A 24,231-nucleotide genomic window follows, 5' to 3' on the forward strand; every position below is an offset into this window, starting at 1 on the left:
TCATCTCCAGCAATGCAGCAGAGGAGCGCCGCAACTCGCGAGCTAGGTTAGAAGAAGGACCAATTAAGTATCGGACAGAATTGTCCACTAGCCTGCCACCGGGCCGCGCCAGTTCGAAAGCAGCCACAGTCATGAAGTTCATCTAGACTCCCGAGCTAGGAAATCCAACCTGGGAATCGAAATGGCGACATACAAACAGCTCCTGGCCGAGAAGGCCGCTCTCGAAGCTCAGATAGAAGAACTTCGGGCTCGTGAAGTTCAGCAAGCCATTCAGAGTGTTCGACAGCTCATCGATGAGTATGGCCTGACTGCGGCTGACATTGGACTCAAGACAAGCGGTAAGGGCCCTAAGCCCGGGAAAGGCGTTGCGCCCAAATATGAGGACCCGAAGTCTGGGGCGACGTGGTCTGGCCGAGGCCGCGAGCCGGCGTGGATTGCGGGCAAGAATCGCGCACGCTACCTGATTAAGTAAGCTAAATAAGCTGGATTGAGTCGGCCATGCCGTGCGCTGTCAGGAAGGTAGCGTCCTGCAGCACGGTCGACTAGTTCCTCGAGAATCCGTCGCGTGGAGGCCAAACATTGGCCCCGCGCGGCAGGACGAGCAGCGTGAGCGTGCAATCGTATTGGTCGGCCGAGATTTTCATCTCGCGCACCGGCATCGAAGCTTCGGCGTGAGGAAACCAAGTCTTCGCTGGAATCACCACCCCGCTCTTCTCACGCGTAACCTGTGCATTGGACGCCAACGAGTTAGGCGGGACTTCGATGGTCGACTTTCTTGTAGCGAAGTAGGCGCCGGCGTCAAAGGCGGGCTCGCTAGCGCACGACCAGTCCATGAAGCCGTCGCGCGACATCACCACCACGGCTTTCTCTTCGGTGTGCGACAACCACTGCAAGATTGCTGCGGTAAGCGAGACGCCGTACCGCTCGGCGCATGCCCCAAGCACGTGAAGGTCGACATCCCCTTGAACCTGCGCCCGGAAATCGTGAAGCGGCATCAAGAGATACGCGGCAAATTTGTCTGCCTCACCCTCGATGGCTTTTTCCGCCTTCGTCCACTCAAGCATATCTTGAGTACTGCACTGGAACTGGTTTTGGTTGGTGCGATGCAGGACGTAGTGCCCAAGTTCGTGGGCCTGAGTGAAGCGAATGCGTCCAGCCGAGGAAAGCGAAGCGTTATAGAGAATTGACCACTCCGCTTCGCCGGTTTTGAACAGCCCCCCTTCGAACCCGGGAATTTCGGCGGATTGAACGCGCACCACCCGCTCTGGCAGTTGGAATAGGCTCGCGCACTCCAAGGCAAGGGCCTCTACGTCGACGGGGTATCTTGCCCCGCCGTGCATCTGGTGAAACGTATCCAGAATGTGCGAGAGCCTATTTGCTTCCTTCGCCGGGGACAGTGCCATCGTCTATGGTTTGTTCTTGAAAGTTTCAAGAATCCTACGAAGCTGTTCCTTGGAAGATACGTCCAGCTTCTGGTAGTTGCGATAGAACGCTTCGTCCAGATGACGTTCCTCTGGTTCCCGAACATCTTCCTCTAGGAAGTAGCTCGCGGAAACACCAAGAGCATCAGCAAGCTGAGTTAGTTTCTCTGCAGAGGGTCTTTGGGACTCTCGATTCTCGAGCTCCCACAGATAGCTTTTGCTCATCCCAGCCATCTCAGCCAGCTTCTCAAGCGTTAGCTCCTTCTCCGTTCGTAACACCTTCAACTTGGTACCTAGTCTGGTGGCCATCTCCAACTCCTGAACACAACAACTCCGATTGTAGAGTACCACGATTCCGAACTTTTTCGTTGACAAGGACGGAAACAGAGCATACCGTTTACGCCAAGTTCGCTATTCCGAACTTTTAGTCATGATGCCCCGGCGGCACTAACGGGCGCGCAGGACTGAAGCGAACTCGCGCGGCTGACGTCTGGCCTTGCTTCCATAACCACTAAGCAGCCGCGTGGGCGGCGTAGGTAGAGGAATAAGCATGACTCCGGAAATCACGTTCTACCCTGTTGGCAACGGCGATATGACGCTCATCAAGCTGGAGAGCGGCCGCACCATCCTCATCGACGTCAACATTCGCACGCCCGGGGATGGCGCTCGCGATGTGGCGAAAGACTTGCGCGACGTACTTAAAACCGACAAAGAAGGCCGGCCGTACGTCGACGTCATGGTGCTGAGCCACCCGGACCAAGACCATTGCCGAGGTCTCAAGGCGGAATTCCACCTTGGCCCTCTGTCGGAGTACAACGACTCCGGCAAGCCAAAGAAGATTGTCATCCGCGAGATGTGGTCGTCTCCGCTGGTTTTCCGTCGTGCGAGCGTGAACCATACGTTGTCTGAAGACGCCAAGGCGTGGAACCGCGAGGCCAAGCGCCGCGTGGAGCTGTTCCGCAAGAGTGGTATCGGCGCCGACGGGGACCGGGTCATCGTGCTCGGTGAGGACAAGGACGGCAAGACGGATGACCTTGGCGCAATCCTCGTGAAGGAAGGGGGGACTATCCGCCAGATTTGCGGTGCACAGCAGACCAACTTTAGCGCCCTGCTGCTCGCGCCCATGCTTGCCAATGATGAAAACGAAGACGCGGAACTGAGCAAGAACGAATCGAGCGTCATCATGAACTACACGATTGGTGCCGGCACCAACGCGAATGCCGTCAAATTCCTGTCTGGTGGCGACGCTGAGGTTGGCATCTGGGAACGCCAGTGGAACCGCCACAAGGCGGACCCGACTAAGCTCGAGTACAACCTGCTGTCCACACCACATCACTGTTCGTGGCACACCCTTTCCTGGGACAGCTGGAGCGAGCTTCGCCGCGACGCAAAGGTCAGTTCTGATGCCCGCTCGGCGCTGAGTCAGGCGCTGCCCGGTGCGGTTATCGTTGCGAGTTCCAACGTCATTAAGGATGACGACGTGGACCCCCCATGCATCCGCGCGAAGGAGGAGTACGAAGCCATCGTCAAGGGCGCGAAGGGCGAGTTCTGGAACACGTCGAAGTACCTGTCGGAGGACGACCAGCAACCGCTCACGTTTGAAGTGTCTGAAGGCGGTCTGAAGCGGGTGAAGAAAACCAGCGGGGGCTCGGCCGCGAGTGTCGCCAGCGTGGGCCTGGGCAAGCAACCGTTGATGCACGGATGAGCGGCGGCAACCTGAAGCTCAGCGAGGCGGTGCAGGATGCCGTGAGGCAACTCCGGCGGCATCCGTCCGTCTCAAACGTCACGGTAAAGGAGCAGGAAGGCGGTGGCGCCATTGTCACCGCTGACTTCGACACGAACCTTGCGTCGACCTGGCGAGCCAACGGCGAGAGCCCGACCGGCGTTCGCCCCACGGAAACGGTCGAGTACGAATTCCCGCCTGACTATCCACGATGCGCTCCTGTTCCGACGCTCCGCCAGGATTTCAACAGGTCGCTTCCGCACATCAACCCCCACCAGCAGGGTGAGCGCGTACCGCCGTGCGTCATCTATGGCAGCGCGCTTGAAGTGCTGCATAACGAAGGGGTGTACCGGCTGTACGACCAGATGGCCGTGTGGCTCGAGAATGCTGCTGAGGGCAAGCTCATCGACAAGGGCCCAGGCTGGGAGCCCATGCGACGCGATGATTGCGTCGACCGCCTGCAGGTCGACGTCGACGACCTGACCGAAGATGCATCGTTCGGCAACGCGAAGATTTACCGCGTAGACGCTTTCTGGATGGATAACGCCCCCGACACTATTGGGTTGAACAAGAGGAACGGGGCCACGCCCATAACCGCAAGCGAACTCTCAAAGGTCATGAAGTTCCGGACTTATCAGGACTTCCACCTGGCTGACTCGCTTTTTGCAGTTTGCTGGCCTGAGTCGGATGGTGCGGAGGGTCCGCCGGTTATCGACGCGTACCAACCCGACAGTGTGAGGTGCTATGCCGACCTGGAGCTGCTGGCGAAGAAGGTCGGATGCAAGCAAGCTCTTGCACGGTTCGCCCTAAACCTCAATACGGTCTCACGCTCTGTCGCCTCTCGTCTGCCGGTACCTATCTATATCGCTCTTGCTGTTCGACGGCCGACTCATCTCATCGGTTTGGAAACGGACTACGAACTGCTCGCCTACCGCGTGAACATCTGCCCCCAGAAGGGGCCCGTCCTGATGGAGCAGACACCAGCATCCGCCGTACTCTTTGCTACGCCGTTGTCGCCCTCTTTACTACGGCAAGCGTCTGGCATCGGCAGCAAAGAATCCCAAATCAAGCTTGGGTTGGTGGGCTGCGGCAGCCTTGGTTCCAAGGTGGCAACCCACGTTGCGCGGGCTGGCTATGCACCAAGCGTCCTGGTCGACGACGACAAGTTCCACGTTCACAACGGCGCCCGGCACGCCCTCTTCCCGCCGCAATTCGGCTTCGGGTCTAACAAGGCTACACAGCTGGCGACCGTGCTAGCCGAATTCTCGGACGGACGGAAGCCAAAGGTCTTCGCGGGAAACATCACACGACTGCCGTTCAACGAGCAGAAATTCACCGGCTTCTTCTCAGGCGAGAGTTCGGTGTTGTTGAACACAACGGGGGCTCACTCCGTTCGGCACTTCCTCGCCGATGCGCCGATTCGCGCGCGCGTCATGGAGGCGTGCCTACTGAATCTCGGCGGTGCGGCAGTTGTAACTCTTGAAGGTGCAGGCCGTAACCCCACAACCACGGACCTGATGACTCACGCCTTCGAACAGCTTCGAGCTGATGGGCTACTGCAGCCCCCCGTCACCGGGCAGGAGGGCGTAGTTGGCGTAGGTGTGGGCTGCAGTTCCATCACATTGCCGATGACCGACGCAAACATCTCGCTGGTTGCCGCCGGCGTCGGCCAGAACGCTTTGCGCCTCTTCCAGGATGGACTGACTGAATCCGGAAAGGCCTCGATTGCCCAGGTCAGTACCGACAGGATGTCCATCAACTGGAGACACAGCAACCTCGGAAAGACACATGTTGCGCGGGTCCCAGACGGCGCCGGCTGGGTGGTGCGTGTCTTGGATAGTGCTCATCGCAAGATGAGCGCGGATGTAGCAATCCATCCGAAGGTCGAGACCGGCGGCGTCGTCGTGGGACGCATTTCTCCGATGCAACGTGAGATTGTCATCGTCAACGTTCTCGAGGCACCCCCCGATAGCAAACGCTCGGCGATGGCCTTCATCTTGGGCGTCGAAGGCCTGTCTGAACGGATTGAGGCCTACAACGAGTCTGGGCAGGGCGTCCTCTGGTGTCTTGGCACGTGGCATAGCCATCTGATGCCGGTAGGGCCATCGCCAACCGACATAGCAACTGCGGACAGCCTGAAAGGCTCAATCGCCGGCGTGGTCGTCCTGCTTATCCATCGGCCGGACGGGTACTCGGCGGTGGTAAGGGATGGGTTTTAACGGGGGAGCATTATGGTCTTTGGTGGGCAGATTCTCTACGACTCGTACGACCGCAAGGCGCGGCTAGCACCTGCGTTGCTCGCGGTAACTCCACTGCTGTCAGCCGCACTCTTCAGCTTTGAGAACGCAGCGCTCATCGGGCGCCTTGCATCAATGCTCGTGGCGGTTGGTATGTTGTGGCTACTGGTGGACATGAGCCGAGGCATTGGTCGGTCGAAGCAGCAACAGTTGTTCGCAAAATGGGGGGGCGCACCCAGCATTCAACTGCTGCGTCATGCCGACCGTACGATAGACCCACATACAAAGGCGCGCTACCACACCTGCCTCCGGGCAAAAGCGAAGGTCCAATTGCCTACGCCAGCGGAGGAGGCGGCGGACCCGTCGGGCGCAGATGCTCTCTACGATTCTGCGCTTCAATGGCTGTTGCAAAACACACGCGACAAGAAGCGGTTCGGACTGCTAGCGGCGGAACTTGCGACTTATGGTTTTCGACGCAACGCATACGGTATTCGATGGATTGGGCTGGCCGTCTGCGTACTTGCTGCGCTATGGGCTGTTCGCAAGGCATACCTCGTCCCAAACGAAACCTTGCTCACACTCGTTGCCGAACCGGCGACGGCCACCCAACTCGTCCTGTGCGTAGCTCTTGCACTCGTATGGCTGTTCTACTTTGGCGAGAGAATGGCCCGCGATGCAGCATTCACCTATGCGCGCGAGCTCCTGAGATGCTGCGACATTCTTGCCGTGCAGCGGTCCAGTCGGAAGCCCAAAGAGGCCGACACCAATAAAGCGGCCGGACCAGCTCAAGAACCAGTGTGACCGAAACGGGTAAGCCACAGCCTGCATCACGAAATGGCCTGCGCAATGCTCCAGAAATTGCGTAGGCCTACTATCTTCGCATCCCCCACGTACGGACTAGAGACGTCATCCGCCGAGAGCGCCAAAATGCCGAGAGGTCTCTATCGATATAGTGGATAGCCGTCGGGTTCGCTAAGCAAAATCCCTCCATAAAAGCGTTTTCATACATGCAACAGCAGAACATTTCGATTGGCACGTTGGTGGATATGTACACGCGCGGAGAACTGCGGCTGCCGGAAATCCAGCGCCACTACGTATGGCGGGCAACCCGGGTTCGCGATTTGCTCGATTCACTGTATCGAGGTTACCCCAGCGGCTCCATCTTGATGTGGGAAACAGACGAGCCCGTGCCTACACGGGATTTCGCTATCGCACAGGACTCGAGCGCGTTTGCTGGCCGAAAACTCCTGCTGGATGGTCAGCAGCGCCTGACATCTCTCACCGCCGTGCTCGGGGGCAAGCCAGTGACGGTACGGGGACGCAAGAAGCCCATCGATATTCTCTTTAACTTGGAGCATCCAGACGGTCTCCCAACCGAGGTTGTTGAGGTCGAGAGTGATGAGACATCACCGGTGATATCGGATGACGATATCCCTGACGAGGCGGATGATTCTGAAGAGAACGACCAGGCTCTGCAGGCAAAACTCAATCAACGAACATTCGTCGTTGCCAGCAAAAGTCTATTGTCCCTGCCCCAGTGGATATCCGTCACCAAAGTTTTTGGCAGCGATGGCGACGCAGAAATTTTTGAGCATGCGGGAATAGAATCGGTCAAAGACCCGCGCTACCAGAAGTATTCCGACCGACTCAAGAAATTGCGTTCCATCAAGCAGTACAGCTACGTGGTCCACGTGCTTGAGCGCAGTATGAGCTACGAAGAGGTCACGGAAATCTTTGTACGGGTCAACTCTCTGGGGGCAAAGCTGCGGTCCTCAGACTTGGCTCTCGCGCAGATGACCTCGCGCTGGCCAAATCTTCTGAAGCAACTCGAAGCGTTCCAGGCAGAGTGCGAGGAAAGCTGGTTCAGCATCGAACTTGGGCAACTCGTGCGTGCTATTGTCGTATTTGCGACGCAACAGTGTTTGTTCCATCGCGTGGCCAGCACGCCGATTGACCAGCTCCAAGAAGGGTGGGAGCTGGCAAAAAAAGGACTGCGTTTTGCCATCAACTTCCTGCGCGCCAATGCTGGAATTGAAGACGAAACGTTGTTGTCCTCACCGATGTTTATCCACGCGCTGGCCGTGGTGAGTCACATCAAGAACAACAAACTGACCGACATCGAACAAGGTAGGTTGCTGCATTGGTTGCTGGTTGCCAATGCCCGAGGTCGATACTCGCGTGGGTCGACTGAGACCCTGCTAAACGAGGACCTCGCGATTCTGTTCCGTACTGGTGACCTAACCGCGTTGATGGAGCCCGTCAAAAGTCAGTTCGGTCGTCTCAATATTGAGGCCGGGGACCTTGCAGGTCGAGGCGTCAACAGTCCGCTGTTCTCGCTGGCCTACCTCGCACTCAAGGACTCGGGCGCGAACGACTGGCATAGCGGCCTCGGGCTGTCACTGACTCATCAAGGCAGACTGCACTTCATTCAGTGGCACCACATCATCCCTAAGTCTTTACTCAAGGGCACCTTCGAGACCGGTGAAATAAATGAAATCGCCAACATGGCTTTCATCACTGGCCAGACGAACCTCCGAATCAGCAACAAGAAGGCGTCTGACTACTTGGCAGAAATCGTTGCCAACCGAGGGGAAAAAGCACTGACGAGTCAGTGCGTACCAACGGACAGAGAACTTTGGGCTACAGACCGCTACAGGGACTTCTTGCAGTATCGGCGCGAAGAACTTGCGAAGCGGATGAACGAGTTCATTGAAAAGAAGGCCAATCTGCAACAAGCGATTGCTACATAGCTACTGGAAGGCGAGGTTGGCAAATCATCGATATGACAGTCAGTTCCTGCACCTTGCCCAAAAAAGCGCCGCCACCGAACAAGGGCTGTCGACCTGTATGCCAGCGAGGTGAAGCCCCCTTGGCGCATGCGGCCGACTCGCTGGACCAAAACATTGATGCACTGCGACTTAGGATTGCCGAAATCGGCGCTCCCGATGAAGAACGTGTCTATGCATACGTCGTCCGCTCAGTGCGGCCACGAGGTGGCCAGTACGCGCAGACAGGCAGCGCACCAAATTTTGACGGTGGCCTTATCACGCTATGCACCTGCAAACACCGCATGCGCGCCGGGCTGCTACCTGAGCAGTGGACGAAAGGCGTATGGGTTGCCGGCCTGACGAGCTGGGACAAAGCCTTCCAAAAGCAACAGTCTCTTGTGTTTCTGATGCGTGTAGGTGAAGCCTATGCCTCGCAGGCGGCATTGGTCTACGCACTGCGTGACTCAAGCCGCTCCGCTGTGGTCGACGCAAAGGCAGCAACAAGGCACCCGTTGGGTGACTTGATGATACCGGCCAGCAAATCTACCCTGGCTGACCCATTCTCACCGTCCGCTTACGTGAAACCTTTGCTGGGCCACGCCCATCGCGAAGACGACGCGGACACCCGTTGGCACAATGACGTCCACTATGCTCGTGGAAACGGCCGGCAGCCAGCAATGCTCGTGGGGGATGAGCGATTGTCCTTCGCATGGACCCATCCGATGATACGGCGTCGCCGTCCAGGGCCAATCCGGCATTGCCTAAAGTGGACGCTCACCGAGTTGTTGGACGAGCTCGAGGCTGCTTCGGAATAACCATAGCGCTGCCACTTACAGTGTGGACAGCGATGGTAGCGGTACGGTAAGCAACTTGGGGCAGAGTGCGTATGGGGGTTCGCTACCCCTACTGTCTGATGCAGCAAGAGGTTACGCGTAAGGTAGCTGCGTAACTCGCGCAGCGCTCCGGCTCCGTATCAATGGGAAAAATATGATTCCAGGCGGAATTGCTGACAAATTAGGTAATCGGTACGAGGCTAAATGGCTAGCACTCAAGTTAATTGAAGTGGTGCTCGGGCAAGCCTCGATGCTGTGCTTCGAAGGGCCCGCAGAGGAGTTTGCTGGCTACGAGTTCCTGTTGGTAAAGGGCTCAGAGAAGCAATGGCATCAGGCCAAGATATCCAATACGTTGGGAAACTGGACAACGAACCGGCTTCAGAATCTCGGGGTTCTTGAAGCGTTTCGCAAGCGCCTGAGTCTGGAAGATGCTACCGACCAGTGTCATTTTGTCTCTCAAGACCCGGCTGTCACTCTGCGTGACCTTACTGAGCGCGCCCGTACTGCCAACGATTACGCGGATTTTCAGCATCTTCTGACCGGCAAACTGGCCGAGGCTCTGCAGGAAATATCAGCAGCCTGGAAAACGAGTCAAGAAGTTGCGTATCTCTGGCTGCAACGTGTCCACTGCCGGGTGCAGCCCGAAGATGAGCTCGATGAATCCATCGAGGTGTTCGGTAGCCTGTGCATCAGCCTCAATCGAACGCAAATCTTCGCAGCGCTACGCGACTATTTAGAACAGCGTTTCAACAAACGTCTTACCACGGACATGGTCCGTGAAGAGTTGCCGCAAGCGGGCATAAATCTCCGCCACTGGCAGTTGGACCCGACCCTCACTGAACACCTGCGTTCAGCTACCGAAGACTATGTAAATAGCTATCCTCCCGTCTCTTCTGAGAATTTGATTCCCCGCAAGGAAGTGCGCCTGCTACTAGACGAGCTTGAGAACCCGCACGGGGCTAACACTGTTCTGCTAACCGGTGGAGCTGGGTCTGGGAAGTCGAGCGTAGTGAACCAGTTGCTGGTAGAGCTAAGCACACGGGGCATAACCCACGTCGCCCTCCGTGTTGACGAATACCTCGAAGTTGCAACGAAGGAAGACATCGGGCGGAGACTGACACAACGTAGTGAAAGTCCGGTCGTCATCCTCAAGGGCATAAGCGAGGCAGCTCTGAGCGTACTAATTATTGACCAGGTGGACGCTATCAGCGAAGTTTCGGGCCGAAACTCGCAACTCAAACCGCAGCTCCTGCGCATGCTCAGCGATGCGGAGAGGTTCAATACCGTCAAGGTTGTGTGTGTATGCCGAGCGTTTGACTTAGAGAATGATGTCCGCTTGAAGGCACTAACCAGCCGGCAATCGGTGCGACGCATCGAAATCTCGCCGCTAGATTGGCAATCTGAAATCGAGCCGCTGCTGCAACAACGAGGCATCGATGTAGCCTCCCTGTCACTGAGGCAAAAGAAGCTTCTCGAAGTGCCGCTAAATCTCGGAGTGTTTCTCGAGGTGCATGCTGATGGGCGCCCTTTCACCAGCAGAAATGACCTGTTCGCCGGATTGCTGGAGAAGAAGACTCGTCAAATTGCCAACAGAGACCGTGCACCCAAGTGGAGTGTCGCGCAGCCACTCAATGCGCTTGCGAGGTGGATGAGCGACCGGCAGACACTGCAGGCTCCGCAATCGACACTGCAAGACTTTGAGTCAGCGGCGGAGATTCTCGCATCGGAGAATCTCATCACGGTGCGGAACGGGAAGGTACATCTATTTCACGAGAGCTTCTTCGACTATCTGTTCGCTCGAGGCTTTGCAGCGTCGCCACAGACGCTTGTAGAACTGCTTCTGTCCGACAGTGACCAGTACCTCTTTCGACGAACGCAGGTTCGGCAGATTCTGGAGTCGCTCAGGGAAGATGACCGACGCCGCTATCTATCCGAGCTCGAATGCGTTCTGACGAGCCCCAAGGTTCGCTATCACATCAAGCTTGCAGTCGCTCAATGGCTGGGCGCATTGCGGGACCCGTCGCTCGCGGAATTCACGCTCGTCCGAAACATGGATGCCGCCAGCGCATCGCCATCCCTGCTCGCTCGCTCCGCATTTCAAGGTACGCCAGCTTGGTTTGACTTGGTAAAAAATACCGAAGGCTTCCTTGAGGGCCAACTGAATAGCCCCGTCGAATCCCGCCGAGAGACCACCCTGTGGTGGCTATCCAGAGTGGCCCCGGAAAGGCCGGACGAGGTGGGGAAGTTGCTTGATAGCTGGCGCCGGACTGGTGACTCCAGCCAAAGGGCCGAGCGCCTATTGGACTGGTTTCCCCTAATGCATGGGCAACCGATTACAGGTCAGCTATTGCAGCTATGCGAATCGCTCATGCGGGAGCATCCCGAAATTCTGCTGGAGAACAAGAACCACTCACGCACGACTACTCTCTTGGAGTGCCTTGCACGAAGTGGTCCTACAGCGGCGGTACCAATCATCCAAGCCTATTTTGAAGCTTGGTTCGAGGCACACAAAGAAGGCCATCCGTTCTCCCGAGATGAGTCTGAACTGGACTTGGAGCCCCTAGCGCAGTTGGCTAGCGAGCATCCGAAAGCGTATGTGGAGGCAACAATACGAGCACTTGCTGTAACGGTCGTGCGGATTAGGCAGGCACAAGACGCGGAAAATTATGACGGGACGTTTCTCTGCAGAAGAGTCGGTGACCAGTACTCAACAAGCGACAAGTTTCTTGCAACGTTTCGGGAAGCGCTCAAGTCGTTGGCAAAGAGCGAGCCGGCAGTAGCGGAACAGTTTCTTTCGCAGCTCACGCCGTCTTCGCATCCAGCGGTACTGCACCTACATTTGGAAGCGATTGCCGCTAACGGAATCGCGTTAGCAAACCATTTGCCGCAGCTCTTCGAAGAAGAACATTTGTTCGATGCCGGCTGGGACGGTGCGGCGCATCAGTCGTTTGCCGATGCTGCACGCGCTGCGTTACCTCACTTGCCGGTCGAAGCATGTCAGCGACTAGAGGAAAAAGTACTAGCCTATAGGCCAGAACTGAGCTACGCGCGCAAGTTGCTAGCGTCGATTCGTAGCGACGGTGACGACGGCCTCTACCGTTCAAGAGGAAGCGTGCTCTGGTCACTAGGGATATCTGGGCATGCCGAATGGTGTATTTGGGAAGCGTTTGACACAAAGCTCTTTTCAGAACGAGCCCGAGACCGGTTGGCAGAGCTGCGCCGAAAATTTGCCGGATGTCGTGTACCTGCTCCTCGGGAAATTGGGGCGAAATTTGTCGGCTCGCCCATACCGCCGCAGGCTATCACTCGCATGTCGGACGGTCATTGGCTGCAGGCTATTCGCGATTACGCAGACAAGGACCGTCGAGGGGAACGGCGCCCATTGGAAGGAGGGTCTGAGCAACTGGCAACACACTTAGTTCAGTTGACAAAGCAGAGTCCCGTACGCTTCGCTTCGCTTCTTACACGGATTCCTGAAGACGCTCCGGCCTCGTACCTTCGGAACATCCTCTTAGGCCTGAGTGAGGCAGAGGCAGAGGGAATTGACAGCACTATCGCCCGAGCTGTGTTGTCTGCGCATCAGCGTGCCGGCAGGCCTTTCGGTTCAGAAATTTGCCACCTCATCAGTAAGCATCCCAAGGTGGCCGAAGATGATGCAGTTTTCGACGCCTTGTGTTGGTACGTTGAATTCGGCACACATCAACAACGCAACACTGGGGCCTCGAATCAAAGCTCCGGACAACCGTACTCAATAGAACAACTAATCTCGCGCGGGGACGAATTGCACATGCGCGGATTGGGTGGTCAGCGCGGCTCCGCAATCTCTGCGCTCGCGCGAGTTTTATGGCAATTGCCGCACCGAAAACCTCATGCGTGGGAGCTCATACAACGCAGAGTCTTGGACGAGCCAGAACTGGAGGTCCGATGCACTTTCGTCGAAGTGCTAATGCCTATGCTGGCCGACAACAAGGAGGCTTGTGCAGAGTTGCTCGAGGCGTCGGTCACGCACGCCTCCGATGCAGTGGGACGCAACCTGCTTGTATTGAGTTCACGCATAGGAGTTCGGCTCCTTTCCTATTTGCTTTATCACGTGCCTGGCGCCGCAGGCCGACTAGTTGAACACCTTCTAGCGTCGACAGATGAGGTTCTGCGGGGAATAGGAGCTTGGCAAGTAATCTGTGCCAGCTTCTACGAAGACGGCTATATCAAAGCTGCGGACGAACTGATTGCGAGTTCGGACGAGTTTAGACAGCTCGCCGCAGATTGCGCCGCATCCGCAGTCGTAGACGGCGGCTTGACCAAGCGCGCTCTGACATGCATCCCTCAATACTTCAACGACCCCAACAAACGGGTGCGGGCCAAAGCAAAGGAGGTATTCAGGAGCATACCGGCCGACAACTTCGCAGGAGCCATTCCCCTTTGCAAACAGTTCATCGGCTCTCTAGCCTTCGATGAACAGATGTCTGCGTTCTTCTCCGCGCTGGGCCATGCTACGTGCGATGTCAGTGATGTCGTCATAAGTGCTGCCGAGAAGCTGGTGAGCGCTGTTGCTGCTTCTGGAGAACCGTATCGACGAGCGTCAGACCTACACCATCTTCAAGAGCTCTTGAAGAATGAGTACGCCGCCACGGAGCACTCCCCGGCACTACGCAAGAGGATACTCGACGTCATAGACTTGATGCTCGAACACGGGATGTATGGCACTGACGAAATTTTGAAGGCGCATGAGCGCGATTGAGCGTGTCCTTCTCCACTTGCCGTTTGCGGTTATCTCCAATCAAATATTCCGGTGCACCACTGAGCCGCACCCAATTCCAAACAGTTGCTGGTGAATCGCAGACCGAACAAGCATGACAACTAATCACTGGCAAGTCCAGATTCAAGGGGGCGCTTCTGACTTGGAGCACCTTGCTCGGCATCTCTCGTCGCCTGTACAGAGAGTCATTAAGGATGCACAAGGCCCCGGCTTCGTATACGAGTCTGTGGCTTTCGCTACTTGCAGTCACGCAAACGAAGTGCTGGAGGTCGCGAGGGAGGAGCTACGTATTTTGTCAGGCGTACTAAGAATTGCACGCGACTCGCCTGAGGCGTTGAGCACGGGAGCTGTGTTTAAGGAGAACGGTGCTGATGGGCGAGATATTTTCTTGTTCCTCTCAGATGGAGTGCGTGCTCGCTGCGAACTAGGTGAATTCAACGTTGCAGATGGCAATGGGAATGTAGTGGCCACCCCGCCCAAACCATCCAAGGTAACGAGTATCTCGCAACTAGCTTCCGCGAGTCCCGCTGTTGCAAAAGCAATGAGGCTGCTTGCGGCTTCCGACTACAACACATGGTCCGGTCTGTACCGGCTATACGAGGTCATCGAGGCGGATGTAGGGGGCAAGCGCCAACTGAAGGAGACGGGCTGGGGTTCGGCTAAGGATGTGGAGCGCTTCAAACGCTCAGCTAACTCTGTAGCTGTGGCAGGCGACTCCGCTCGCCATGGCGAAGAGACGGAACTGCCGCCTCCTCATCCGATGTCTTTGGATGAGGCAAATGCCTATTTGTGGAGCCTTGTGAATTCATGGCTCGCCTCGAAGAACGTATAGCTCTGTTGTTCTCACCTCACGGTAGACAGGCTGGCCAACTGGAGCTCAGAACAAGTCGCCACTCTCGGGCGGCGGATTCGGCTTCTTAGGTACTTTGCGGTTGGCCGGTGCCGGCGCCGCGTCCATAAGCTCCGCTGGGTACAGTGACAAGAAGGTACGCGCGACTTCTGGGTCCCTGCACGATAGCCACGCGTCCCACTTGTCGCGCGTCAGCATAACGACACCGCGCCTTTCTTTGGGCGATTCCATCGAGCGGCTATGCATGCCGGGTGCCGGCCATCTATAGATGGCGCGGCGCCTGCGGCCGCGAGACTCGGTACGCGCATGACGGCCTAGACAATGGGTTTTGGGATGCACAGTACGAAGCACAGACTGCTACTCGTTGAGGATGACGAGAAGCTAGGCATGCTCGCGAATCCAGCCATACAAGCCGTCTTGATGTTCTTGGCCGGCACGGCACTAACGCTCGGCGACATACATAGCCAAGTTTGAGCCCTGCTCTGCTGGAGCGTAGCAGGGGTATTCATTCTCGTAGCCTTCGTCCGCTGGATACGCTGGCCCGCTGGTTACGGTCGCAAGCTAGAGAGTCTCTGGTTTCTGCGCTGGGGCGGGCGTGTGTCGCTGCGGAAGGCTGCCGAAATCATCTACAGCGAGGCTCGCGCACAAGCCTCAATGTGGGCGGACGCGGCCGAGCGGTTTAGTCTAGATAAATAGCCCGATGGCGTCTTGTGCTACATCGCCGAAATCATAAAGCAAGACACCGCCCTGTACGGCAAGCGCTCGCCATCAACGCATCTCGAGAAGTTGGAACCACTGCAGCTAAAGTACGGTACCGTGAAAAATGGCGCACGCGAGATACACATGCGCGATAGCACGAAGGCGGTGTTCACGGACCTTGAGGTCGACACGAAGGAACTGCGCCGCGCTCTGCGCGAGGCACGCGAGAGTCTGCGGACGAGGACGCCTGTCTGACGAAGTAGCCCCGCGCGAAGCTGGCTGGTCTTGTATAGCGACGGCGCAGGCTTACGCTCTGCGCATCCCAGTGATGAAGAATGCGCCCCAACAGGTAGCAACCGCTGCGCCCCTTCGCATCCCAAACAAACGGTCAATTTAGTTCAGCCTGTAGAGCCGGCCAATCCTCGATGCTACTTGTCCACCCGGACTCGAAGAGTACTTTTTCGCCAAATTCTCCCCAGTCATTCGGAAACAGGACAACATTCTGCCCAGATGGCCTCACGGTACTTGGATAAATGATGCCGTCGAGTTGCGCACCATCGGCATCACGGAAAACTTTTGCGAAGTATTCCGACACGACTTGGGAGGGAACATAGTTGACATGCTCTCGACCATCCTTCGCGATTGGGATGGTGATTGCACCAACAAAGCCCTCGAGAAAGGTCAATTCAGTCCATTCATCGCGATGACCGCTATCAAAGATTGATGGCTTCTTTGGCAATGCCGCCAAGTCTAGTACACGCAAATCGCGACAAGCCTTAAACCTTCCGACTGCTCCAATGCAAGGTGGCCGCGATAGCGTTTCCGCAAATGCGGTTTGGGGCTCCGTAGCAAGATAGAGATAAGCAATGCCGGCGGGATTCATACGCCCTGCAGCAGCTTTGTCGGGTGGCGGAGCACCGATAGATGCTGCATCTGGAAGGACATGTTGGTCGGCCCACACGCGCGCTCGATAGAGAGACGACCCCATCTCCAGGTGTTTGCACAGCGCCAATTTCTTGACATAGTCGCCTATGCGGGCCAGCAGCTCTGCCGGGTCCGGCTGCTGCTGGACAACATTATCTTCCGCCCTCGACAGCGAGAAAAAGTATCGAGTGTGGTGTTTGACAATCTCTGTGAATTCCTTCCAAGCGGCGTACAGCAGTTCATGGGCGTGTGACGATGCCCAATGACCTTGCGAAGAAGGAACCCAAGCAGTGGTTAGAAACGCGCCATCAATGTCATCGAACAAATCTGCATGACAGTAGAGGCCCAGCGATAGCAGAACCTCCGTCGTCGACACAGGCTCAATGAGCCATCCACCCTCCCCGCTGTCATACGGGACCCCGGCCGCAGCGGGTTCACAGTAGAAGAAGTCGACAGCATTTGCCACTTCCTCTTGGATACATCGTACCGGGGCGGCAACTGGGTCCGACGCCGTGCATCCGCAATAGTCACAAGCATTGCCAGAAACGTCGCTTGCAATTACATCCTTGAGATAAGCATCTGCCACACATTCCGCACAGACCAGCTTGTCACACTCCGCCCATCCACGCTCAGTGGACTCCAGCCATTCCGATTTTGCGCGTCCCACATTGTCTCCAATCGTATTGATGCACTCAAAGTCTTATAGCCACGGAAAGCCTCACGCCCAAATTCTTTTCAAGCCCGAAAACTGGCTCGTCGAAGCGACAGGCCGCAAGCGACGCGGCATCGGACCATATGTGCCACAAACTACTGGGATTTGCTCTTCTTTCGCTTACCTGAAGATTTTTTCTTTTTGATACGGGAAGCTGTTTCCGAGTTCATTGACTCTGCATCGAGTTTGTCGAGGTAATCTTTTCGCTCCCATGCATAACGACGCTCTTCATCTGCCTTGACGTCTTTCGCTACGCTATCAAGCCCCGGATAGATGAACGACTCGGAAATTCCAAATTGACGAAGTTCCTTCTGTATGACTATCGCGCTCTCAAACGGGATGAGAATTTTTGTTAGAAGTGGGCGAATGACGGTGTAATGGTCGAGAGGCTCAATGTTCGTGCCGTGAATTGAGAACAAGCCCGACTGTGCCCGAATGCGGGGAGAGAGTTGTGGTGCAGTAATGCAGAGTGGAGGATATGTGTCGAAATGCTCGGATGCCAGTTGAGTTGGCCGGCTGTAGGGCTTCCATCGGTCGAAGTCGTGCGCAATGTCAACCACCTCGTGGATGTTCTCATGCATTTCGCTGTTGACCTTGTTCGGATTCATCGCGAAGATGGCCACCGAATTTTCATCAAACTCGTTGAGCTCCGCACTCTCATCATCGACCGGGTCATCCGGTGTTGGAGCGATGGAGTTGGCTCGAAGTGACGAGACAGCAAAATAGAGTGCAACGAGGGCATTAGTCGTCCAGTCCAGCAGACGTGTCGGAGCGCCGTGGTGTTGCATGAGGAATAGCCACTCGAAGTCATTCTTCGGGCTGTACTCTAGGAAGGGGAGTGCCCTACGCTTGAAATCGTCAAGCATCCTCTCTGGGCTAGTGCCGGTTACGGTGTACCCCGTTGCACGCAGAATCTCATTACCCCGCAGTTTCGCTCCATATGCACTTGTCAACGGCACTGAGTCTCTCAGGGCACTGGGAACAAGTCTGTAAGTGGCAGATGAATGCCCCCTGAACCAAGCTGAATCGCTTTCGACAGCATTTATCTCGGATATCGTCGAGACATACTCAGCAAACGAAGTAACCTTGATAAGCGTCGGATTTGGCATGATAGAAAATAGATGAAGTCAAGAATCTGTTGCTCTGCACTCCACCATTTGCATAGCTAGAGCGCTGTTGTTGAGCAACACTTGCGTCGCGAATCAAGGGCTCAGCGACCCTCTGATTTTTTTGCGCATCTCGTACCATGCTCGCGTAATGCCGCTCGGATATTGCCAACGATTGCAACAGGATATCGCAGAGAGGTGATTCTGCGAGGAGTCACCCTCTCCCCACCAAAGGGGGGCTCGTAGAATTCGCCAATACTCAGTGAAGGTATCGCTCCGGCGCCAATATGAAGGTCGACTGCCCTCTCAGAACGAATGAATACCTCGCCAAAGAATTCCGAAGTTGATTTTCATTACCCGTTCGAAGGGCGCCCTCAACCGCTTGCTCGGGTCGGGTTGTTTGCGTTTGCACCTGATGTCTATCTGAAGCTCAGCGGCTTCTCGGTTCGGTCGGAGTTCGAAAAGCGGGGACTTGGAGCGCTGCATAAGCGCATGACCCGCTACCTTGAGCGGCCGGGGAAGCCGGAGCAAGGTGCCAAGTTATTGGCAGACCTCATTCACCACATCCCGAACCACAGCATGACGGACTACGCGCTAGCGTTGGCAGGTGGTGCCGAAGCGCAGGCTAAGCTGGAACGCCAGACAGCTTTCGAGGCGCTCTTCCTCGGCATGGGCACGGGCCCCGAAGACTGGAAGCATCATCACTTCTATCTCATGGCCATGGAGCGCGCTGGGGTGGCCGCACTTCGCAAAGTCAAATCGAGCGACATCGCCGGCGCAGTGGACTACGTTGCCACTCATCCGCTGGCAAGCCGCCTTCTTTGGCCCGAGGCCTACGAAGCCTTCCTAAAGGCATCAAGTCTGCAAGAACTACATCCGCTCCTGGTCGCCATGTCGCTGGAAGCGCATCTTGGCAGCATCGCGGCGTGGGACATTGACCTAGCAAGCGGTGCTGGCCCTCAAGATTCTGTCCTCGGTTGCTTGTTGCCTTCGCACGCGCGAGCCGGCCGCAACCCGACGAGCCTCTACTATGATGAGCTGCAGCGGCGGCTGGGCAAGCGGTCCATTAGGCAGGTCCTTGATGAGGAACCTCGCAGCTCCGGCGTGGACATATGGACTCTCAATCGCTGGAGTGCTGGGAAGCACATCCCTGATTTCGGAACTCTCCAAGCGCTGCTAGGCGCGTATGACCTGGACCATCAAGACGAGCTTCTGTATTCGCAGTACTGGTGCACCAAGCATGTACACCTGCTCGGCTACTATGCTCATCTATTTGTGAAGGCCGCTCGCGAACTCGCTGGGACGGCGCATGCAGCGAAACTTTGGCCTTGGCCAGCCTACCCGTTCGAGCAGCCAGACTTTGAAAGCTGGGTAGCAAAGCGCTATCCGGACTGGCTAGAGTTCCACCGAAAGAACGGTGCGAGCTTGACTGAATGGGCCGCCCCCGCACCGGAAACCGAGACCCGTTAGGGGCCGACGGCTCAAGGGTCACTTACCTTTTGGTGGGTTATTGCCGCGACCGCCGCCCGATGGATTGCCTGTCCTGCTAGGCCAGAGGGGGTTCTGCGGTTCTGCATAGGTGATAGACATGAAGCTCTCCTGTGGAAACGCCGGGGAATTCCGGCAGCCGCAGTTTGCGCGTCACCAGCTTGGTTGACGCTAGCAATGTTCGGACAACACCTTTCGCCACACGTTCGACATGGATAGCTGAATTCAAGCATGTCCCATGCAAGCCGCTCCGCTTTCTTGCGCCGAACTTACTCATCTTCCCGTTCACCTATTTGTTCTGCAGTCAGATGCACGTGTCGCCTCCAGGCAGCCGCCGTCTTGTTGCTCGACGTTGTTTGCGCTGTTCTGCTCGCAGCCCCTTCTTGTACTCTCGCCCAAGAGCTGTCGCCGGAATCGATAGTGCGGCGACAAGTTGACGTCGATTCAGCGCATCCAATCGCTTCAACAAGGCTCGTTCAATCGCATCGATGAGAACTTGCTCTGATTTCATGCATTGCCTCCAATGCAAACTAGTCAGTGGGCATTCCATCCATACCAAACTGCATGTGCAACGCTGCCTTCAATTGTTCTTGGACGACAAAGTCGCCAAGTCCACGGTCGAGGTCGCAATGAATGAGGTGCCCACTGTAGTCACCGAATCCGTCATTGCGGTCGTCTATCGCGAGCCATCGCACGAGCCGGTGGCGACTCACGTACCTGAGTATTTGCTCACCCCGTTTGATGCCGTTCCAACGATACGCATCGTCGAATCTTGAGTGGTATGTCGCCCCCACTACGCGCTCGCGCAGCTCCGCAACCGATATGGCATCTCGCGCCCGGTTGTAGCCCAAGACCTTTACCCAAGACGTAGCCAGGACAAGCTCGATGTGGGGGTACGGTGCCAGGAACTGATTGAGCAAGCCGGCAAACTCAAACAGTTCGATTTGCCCGGGTGCGCTGCTCACAATGCCGGCGCGAGTTCGATAAGCATCGCCTCGATGCAACACCCCGTCATAGTCGACAAACACGACGCAGCGTGTTGATGTCCACGGTCGCTCTATCCGCGAAGGCGGGGGGCCAAGAAATGCATCGAAAGTCATGGCTCGCCGTTTTCAGCAACCCGCGACGACCGCACGATTTGGCATCCGCGTCTCAGTGCCAGCTATGTCATTGAACAACCTGAATGCGGACACCTCGGATGTATGACGGAATAGCGTTGTTATGGAAAACACACGTCGCTCGAATATCGTCTCCGCCGAGCACGGCTGTCTGTGTGACGGGCTTTGTTGCATCACACATGTAGGGTACCAATGCTGCGACCAAATCAGGGCTTTGCGGGAGAATTTGCAGGGTCGCGCCAGCGCCGCACGAGTAGTCTTGCCCTTGCACGTTTCTACCACCGGAAATCAATAGACCCTCATAACCCGGCTTCGTGTGAGCGAAACATTGGCTCTTGTTCACCCCGAACCCCTTAGGGGTTGGCAGGTACGCCGGTGTTGGTGCCTTTGCAGCCCCCGAGGCGGTGGGCCCGTTGGCTCCAATCGGGGTAACGCAGCCCGGAAGCACGGCGACAACTATAACTGCAAGCAGCATCGACTGTTTCATTCACTCCCTCGCCCTACTGATAATTGTTGGTGTTAGAGAAATCGATTCCGAACCAGCAATAGACGCGGGGGGCGTGCTCACCTCAACGAGTCCGCTTCACCGCCGTCCGCTGACGTATGCGATTACCGTGCGCTTGTTAGCAGTTCGTCAGTGACGTCTCGATAGCTCGCAACATGGTTCACGCGGCACCACTCCACCCAAACGAAATCGCCGTCGGAGACATCGGCGCCAGGCGGCCCTTCGAGGGTGTACATACGGCCGGATTTAGTAGTTGCGACACGTGCGGATATGTCGATACTGGTGATTGCAGCACTCACTCGAGATGTCCCTCGGTCGGGACGAAAGCCAACGAGATGCCGAGCGCCGGCGTCCGTTTCCAGAATGCGCCACGCTTCTATGTGAATCTCCGGAACGTCCGCCACGGACCGCGCTTTCCATATGGCCACTCGACCTCCTCCGCCCAGCCTTCAAACGCACACACGTTGGCGCGGAAGCTCGCTGTGAAGGCGCTGCAGCTTGTCTGCCATCTCCGTGCGAACACCCGGTTCTCCCAGTCCAAGACGAGGGTTCGGGCAGACCAGATATTTCTCGAATATCTCTGGCCACGCGTGATTGTTGTCATCAAGAGCGAGCCACGACTCGATGCCCCTGCCAGCGACGTATCTCATCACTTGGTCAAAGCGCGTCAACTCCATCCATTCATAAATGTCCACGCAAAACTCGTAGGTCGAGCCGATGACCCGTTGCTGTAACTCTGGCGGCAGACGACGCACGGACTCTTCGAACCCGAACACCTTCACCCAGGAGGTGGACAGAACGATGCGCAAGTCAGGATAGGGGGCGAGCAATTCCACTAGAGCAGACGCGTGCTCGAATAGTTGACCGCCCTCCGCAAGAAGCACCGGAGTACCGGAGTACCGTCGACGCTGCGCACGTTATCCGCATGCATGCAGCCGTCAAAGTCCAAGAAGAGAACTGGGTTCATGTCACGTCTTTGAGGAGGCGTACACAGCGCGGTGGGAGCGGGAACCGCTTCTGTGCTGCGACGTTGGGAGGCGCAGCGAGACCGGCCGCCCTTGGGTCAGTGTAGACCCAAAGTGTGGAGATGTAAAGCACGGAGACGCAAAGCGAGTTGTTGGGCCAGATTGCCTTCCCGCAAGCTTCCGGTCGCCATGGTCACCGAAAATGAAAGCGTCCTGATTCGAATCGCCAACCGCGTCCGCCAGCTTCGTGAGGACAGCGGTCTATCGCAGGACGCCTTTGCACGACTCGTTCCGTGTCATCGTAGCCAAGTCAGCCAGGTCGAGCGCGGCGTCAATAATCTGTCGCTAGATACCATCGAGCGATTCTCCGCCGCGTTAGGGGTAGACCCCGTATCTCTACTTCAAGATGGGCCAGCCATAGCTCGCAAAACGCAGGGAGCAATTGAGCTGCGCGAACGCGTCGCAAGAAACGTGCACCTGCTCAGAACGACTAGGGGGTTAGCGCAGGATGCGCTTTCGGAGAGTGCCGGCCTATCGCGGAACTACGTGTCAACGCTTGAGGTCCGGAAGAAGAATGTCTCCCTGGCCCACCTGGAAGCGCTGGTGGCGGTCCTAGGTGTTCCGCTACAGGACGTGTTTGACCCGGAATTGAGCATCCACTAAGACCGCATCTGGCGCGGCCCAGACTTTATTTCGGCTTATTGCTGGACTGCACACCTGACCTCGCCAAAGCCGTTGCTAAGACGCTGGGCCGGCGGAATGACTGAACACCGTCCCGCTTGCCGAAATTCCAGCGTGTCTGATGGAGGCGGCCAGTTCGCTACAACGCGTCCGCCGGCACTGCGAGAACCATCGACGCAGCGGGCGCATCAATCTGCGATTCGACCGCTCGCGCTCCACAACTCCGCACAGTTACCCAAGGCACCAATTGAAATGCCGAGATGCTCCTCTCGGGACTGAGTCGCCTGGGGATGCATCCAGACGAACCTGTACTCGCGCTGGTAGGCAAAGCGAAAATCTTTTGCCATCGCGTGATTGATGTATGCGCCCAGGTGCTGCTCATGCGGGTCAAAGTACTCAACAGGGCTGTGATGGAAATGCCATCCATCCAACTTCTCAGCTGCCACACCGCGTATGCGGTCTGCAAACGCATCAGTGTTGGTTATCACCACGCAGCGGTCCACATCAAACTCGTCAAACAACCGGCTGTCCCAGTCGCAAGCAACGCAGAACATGTAGTAGTCGGGGCCTTGATGAGCAACAGACACGTCGCCAATGACGGGAATGTTCCGGCCATCAGCTGAAGTCACAGTGACATTCTGGCCAAAAAGAGAGTTGCGCTTCTGCATCTCGTCATCCTGACGTGCCTCGTCACCATCCAAGCGACCATAGTAGCCGGCGCTTGACAGCCTCGTTTCTCCCCTCAAGAACAGGTCGCTCGCCCATCTATCGCTCACATATTTATAGAGGACATCCCCTGCATTTGGATATTTGGGTCGACGCGGCTCACCGGAGACAGGCTCACGAAAAACAGCCTGCGGAGGCGCAACCGGGGGCTGAATCCGTCGGCTGTGTAGCTCAAGGCGCGTCTGATGCTCCTTGCGGTGCCAATACCAGGAGCTGAGGAAAGACAGACTTGGTATGACATATCTATCAACCGAAACCAAATAGGTGAAGTTGCGAACCAAGTCCATATAGCGCCGCATCAGCATGTCCAACGGCAGATTTTTTAGATATGGCGTTACTCGGTACTCCAGTTCCCAGAACTCTGGTTTGTAAGCCCCCAAGTTTTGTCGAAAGGATTCCAACGCACTTTGACTGGGACGAATATCCGGCGTCGGAATCGGTCTGATGATGCAGGACAATCGGCGCTCCCACTTCCTTAGTTATAAAAAAAAGGGATGGCTGCGCTAAACAACGCCTCAAGATGCGAAATATCTTGATTGGCCAAGAACCCTCCAACGAGAAGGTAGCCGAAGCCACAAACTACGGAATAGAGCGCGACTCGACGCAACGCACCGTCAAAGGAACGTTCCTTCAGGAAGCTGAACAGGAGATATCCAAACGACAGGAATAGGAGAACCAGTCCTACTAGCTTAGACAGCCCATAGTAGAAGGCCCGCAGA

At 56.5% G+C, this 24,231-nt stretch carries 18 protein-coding genes; 10 read left to right on the top strand and 8 right to left on the bottom strand.

Translation table 11 applies throughout. The features are described from left to right. Nucleotides 1-181 precede the first annotated feature (181 nt). Nucleotides 182-472: an H-NS histone family protein gene (locus M1D44_RS24895; RefSeq protein WP_439004751.1), complete on the top strand. Its 291-nt coding sequence runs from the start codon at nucleotides 182-184 to the stop codon at nucleotides 470-472. Nucleotides 473-542: 70 nt separating this feature from the next. Here the strand turns inward: M1D44_RS24895 and M1D44_RS24900 are convergent, their stop codons facing one another. Further along, nucleotides 543-1,403, bottom strand: a complete 861-nt coding sequence (locus tag M1D44_RS24900) for an ImmA/IrrE family metallo-endopeptidase (protein WP_439004752.1) — start codon at nucleotides 1,401-1,403, stop codon at nucleotides 543-545. Between the two features lie 3 nt (nucleotides 1,404-1,406). Next, nucleotides 1,407-1,730, bottom strand: coding sequence for a helix-turn-helix domain-containing protein (locus tag M1D44_RS24905; RefSeq protein WP_439004753.1), 324 nt, complete (start codon nucleotides 1,728-1,730; stop codon nucleotides 1,407-1,409). 241 nt (nucleotides 1,731-1,971) lie between these two features. Between M1D44_RS24905 and M1D44_RS24910 the strand changes: the two genes are divergently transcribed. From M1D44_RS24910 to M1D44_RS24940, 7 genes are all read left to right on the top strand, one after another. Beyond that, the gene (locus M1D44_RS24910; RefSeq protein WP_439004754.1) at nucleotides 1,972-3,126 is read left to right on the top strand and encodes a ComEC/Rec2 family competence protein; all 1,155 of its coding nucleotides are present in this window, start codon (nucleotides 1,972-1,974) and stop codon (nucleotides 3,124-3,126) included. After that, a complete protein-coding gene (locus tag M1D44_RS24915) occupies nucleotides 3,123-5,363 on the top strand; it encodes a ThiF family adenylyltransferase (RefSeq protein WP_439004755.1) in 2,241 nt (746 codons plus the stop codon). The genes M1D44_RS24910 and M1D44_RS24915 overlap by 4 nt, the downstream gene beginning before the upstream one ends. A 12-nt stretch (nucleotides 5,364-5,375) precedes the next feature. Beyond that, nucleotides 5,376-6,182, top strand: a complete 807-nt coding sequence (locus M1D44_RS24920; protein ID WP_439004756.1) for a hypothetical protein — start codon at nucleotides 5,376-5,378, stop codon at nucleotides 6,180-6,182. Between the two features lie 206 nt (nucleotides 6,183-6,388). Next, nucleotides 6,389-8,131 (top strand): GmrSD restriction endonuclease domain-containing protein, encoded by a 1,743-nt coding sequence (locus M1D44_RS24925; protein WP_439004757.1) that lies wholly within the window; start codon nucleotides 6,389-6,391, stop codon nucleotides 8,129-8,131. A 119-nt stretch (nucleotides 8,132-8,250) separates the two neighbouring features. Then, a complete protein-coding gene (locus M1D44_RS24930; RefSeq protein WP_439004758.1) occupies nucleotides 8,251-8,964 on the top strand; it encodes an Nmad2 family putative nucleotide modification protein in 714 nt (237 codons plus the stop codon). Nucleotides 8,965-9,136: 172 nt separating this feature from the next. Beyond that, nucleotides 9,137-13,720 carry an AAA family ATPase gene (locus M1D44_RS24935; protein ID WP_439004759.1) on the top strand — a complete coding sequence of 1,528 codons (4,584 nt, stop codon included), beginning with the start codon at nucleotides 9,137-9,139 and terminating at the stop codon, nucleotides 13,718-13,720. Nucleotides 13,721-14,087: 367 nt separating this feature from the next. Then, complete coding sequence (locus M1D44_RS24940) at nucleotides 14,088-14,570, top strand: hypothetical protein (protein WP_439013827.1); 483 nt, start codon at nucleotides 14,088-14,090, stop codon at nucleotides 14,568-14,570. Nucleotides 14,571-15,675: 1,105 nt separating this feature from the next. Here the strand turns inward: M1D44_RS24940 and M1D44_RS24945 are convergent. Both M1D44_RS24945 and M1D44_RS24950 read right to left on the bottom strand, forming a co-directional pair. Beyond that, entirely contained in the window at nucleotides 15,676-16,878 is a 1,203-nt protein-coding gene (locus M1D44_RS24945) for a HEPN-associated N-terminal domain-containing protein (protein ID WP_439004761.1), read from the bottom strand. Nucleotides 16,879-17,018: 140 nt separating this feature from the next. Further along, nucleotides 17,019-18,032, bottom strand: a complete 1,014-nt coding sequence (locus tag M1D44_RS24950; protein WP_439004762.1) for an FRG domain-containing protein — start codon at nucleotides 18,030-18,032, stop codon at nucleotides 17,019-17,021. A gap of 312 nt (nucleotides 18,033-18,344) precedes the next feature. Between M1D44_RS24950 and M1D44_RS24955 the strand changes: the two genes are divergently transcribed. Further along, entirely contained in the window at nucleotides 18,345-19,499 is a 1,155-nt protein-coding gene (locus tag M1D44_RS24955; protein ID WP_439004763.1) for a hypothetical protein, read from the top strand. Between the two features lie 322 nt (nucleotides 19,500-19,821). Here the strand turns inward: M1D44_RS24955 and M1D44_RS24960 are convergent, their stop codons facing one another. The 3 genes from M1D44_RS24960 to M1D44_RS24970 form a co-directional block, all read right to left on the bottom strand. Continuing rightward, nucleotides 19,822-20,028, bottom strand: a complete 207-nt coding sequence (locus tag M1D44_RS24960) for a hypothetical protein (RefSeq protein WP_439004764.1) — start codon at nucleotides 20,026-20,028, stop codon at nucleotides 19,822-19,824. 19 nt (nucleotides 20,029-20,047) lie between these two features. After that, nucleotides 20,048-20,617, bottom strand: a complete 570-nt coding sequence (locus M1D44_RS24965) for an HAD domain-containing protein (RefSeq protein ID WP_439004765.1) — start codon at nucleotides 20,615-20,617, stop codon at nucleotides 20,048-20,050. Between the two features lie 972 nt (nucleotides 20,618-21,589). Continuing rightward, entirely contained in the window at nucleotides 21,590-21,976 is a 387-nt protein-coding gene (locus M1D44_RS24970) for an HAD domain-containing protein (RefSeq protein ID WP_439004766.1), read from the bottom strand. Nucleotides 21,977-22,294: 318 nt separating this feature from the next. Here M1D44_RS24970 and M1D44_RS24975 point away from each other — a divergent pair, with 318 nt between their 5' ends. Continuing rightward, nucleotides 22,295-22,768, top strand: coding sequence for a helix-turn-helix domain-containing protein (locus M1D44_RS24975; RefSeq protein ID WP_439004767.1), 474 nt, complete (start codon nucleotides 22,295-22,297; stop codon nucleotides 22,766-22,768). Between the two features lie 206 nt (nucleotides 22,769-22,974). On the opposite strand, the gene M1D44_RS24980 is transcribed toward M1D44_RS24975, so the two are convergent. After that, a complete protein-coding gene (locus M1D44_RS24980) occupies nucleotides 22,975-23,970 on the bottom strand; it encodes a hypothetical protein (protein ID WP_439004768.1) in 996 nt (331 codons plus the stop codon). Nucleotides 23,971-24,231: the final 261 nt, after the last annotated feature.

The organism is Ralstonia sp. SA306 (assembly GCF_054792405.1).

Excerpts from the sequence above, each read along its gene's own strand:
- M1D44_RS24950 (WP_439004762.1), bottom strand. The coding sequence starts at position 18,032 with ATGCCAAATCCGACGCTTATCAAGGTTACTTCGTTTGCTGAGTATGTC.
- M1D44_RS24975 (WP_439004767.1), top strand. The coding sequence starts at position 22,295 with ATGGTCACCGAAAATGAAAGCGTCCTGATTCGAATCGCCAACCGCGTC.
- M1D44_RS24910 (WP_439004754.1), top strand. The coding sequence starts at position 1,972 with ATGACTCCGGAAATCACGTTCTACCCTGTTGGCAACGGCGATATGACG.
- M1D44_RS24920 (WP_439004756.1), top strand. The coding sequence starts at position 5,376 with ATGGTCTTTGGTGGGCAGATTCTCTACGACTCGTACGACCGCAAGGCG.
- M1D44_RS24915 (WP_439004755.1), top strand. The coding sequence starts at position 3,123 with ATGAGCGGCGGCAACCTGAAGCTCAGCGAGGCGGTGCAGGATGCCGTG.
- M1D44_RS24960 (WP_439004764.1), bottom strand. The coding sequence starts at position 20,028 with ATGAAATCAGAGCAAGTTCTCATCGATGCGATTGAACGAGCCTTGTTG.
- M1D44_RS24955 (WP_439004763.1), top strand. The coding sequence starts at position 18,345 with ATGAATACCTCGCCAAAGAATTCCGAAGTTGATTTTCATTACCCGTTC.
- M1D44_RS24905 (WP_439004753.1), bottom strand. The coding sequence starts at position 1,730 with ATGGCCACCAGACTAGGTACCAAGTTGAAGGTGTTACGAACGGAGAAG.
- M1D44_RS24965 (WP_439004765.1), bottom strand. The coding sequence starts at position 20,617 with ATGACTTTCGATGCATTTCTTGGCCCCCCGCCTTCGCGGATAGAGCGA.
- M1D44_RS24900 (WP_439004752.1), bottom strand. The coding sequence starts at position 1,403 with ATGGCACTGTCCCCGGCGAAGGAAGCAAATAGGCTCTCGCACATTCTG.
- M1D44_RS24925 (WP_439004757.1), top strand. The coding sequence starts at position 6,389 with ATGCAACAGCAGAACATTTCGATTGGCACGTTGGTGGATATGTACACG.
- M1D44_RS24895 (WP_439004751.1), top strand. The coding sequence starts at position 182 with ATGGCGACATACAAACAGCTCCTGGCCGAGAAGGCCGCTCTCGAAGCT.
- M1D44_RS24935 (WP_439004759.1), top strand. The coding sequence starts at position 9,137 with ATGATTCCAGGCGGAATTGCTGACAAATTAGGTAATCGGTACGAGGCT.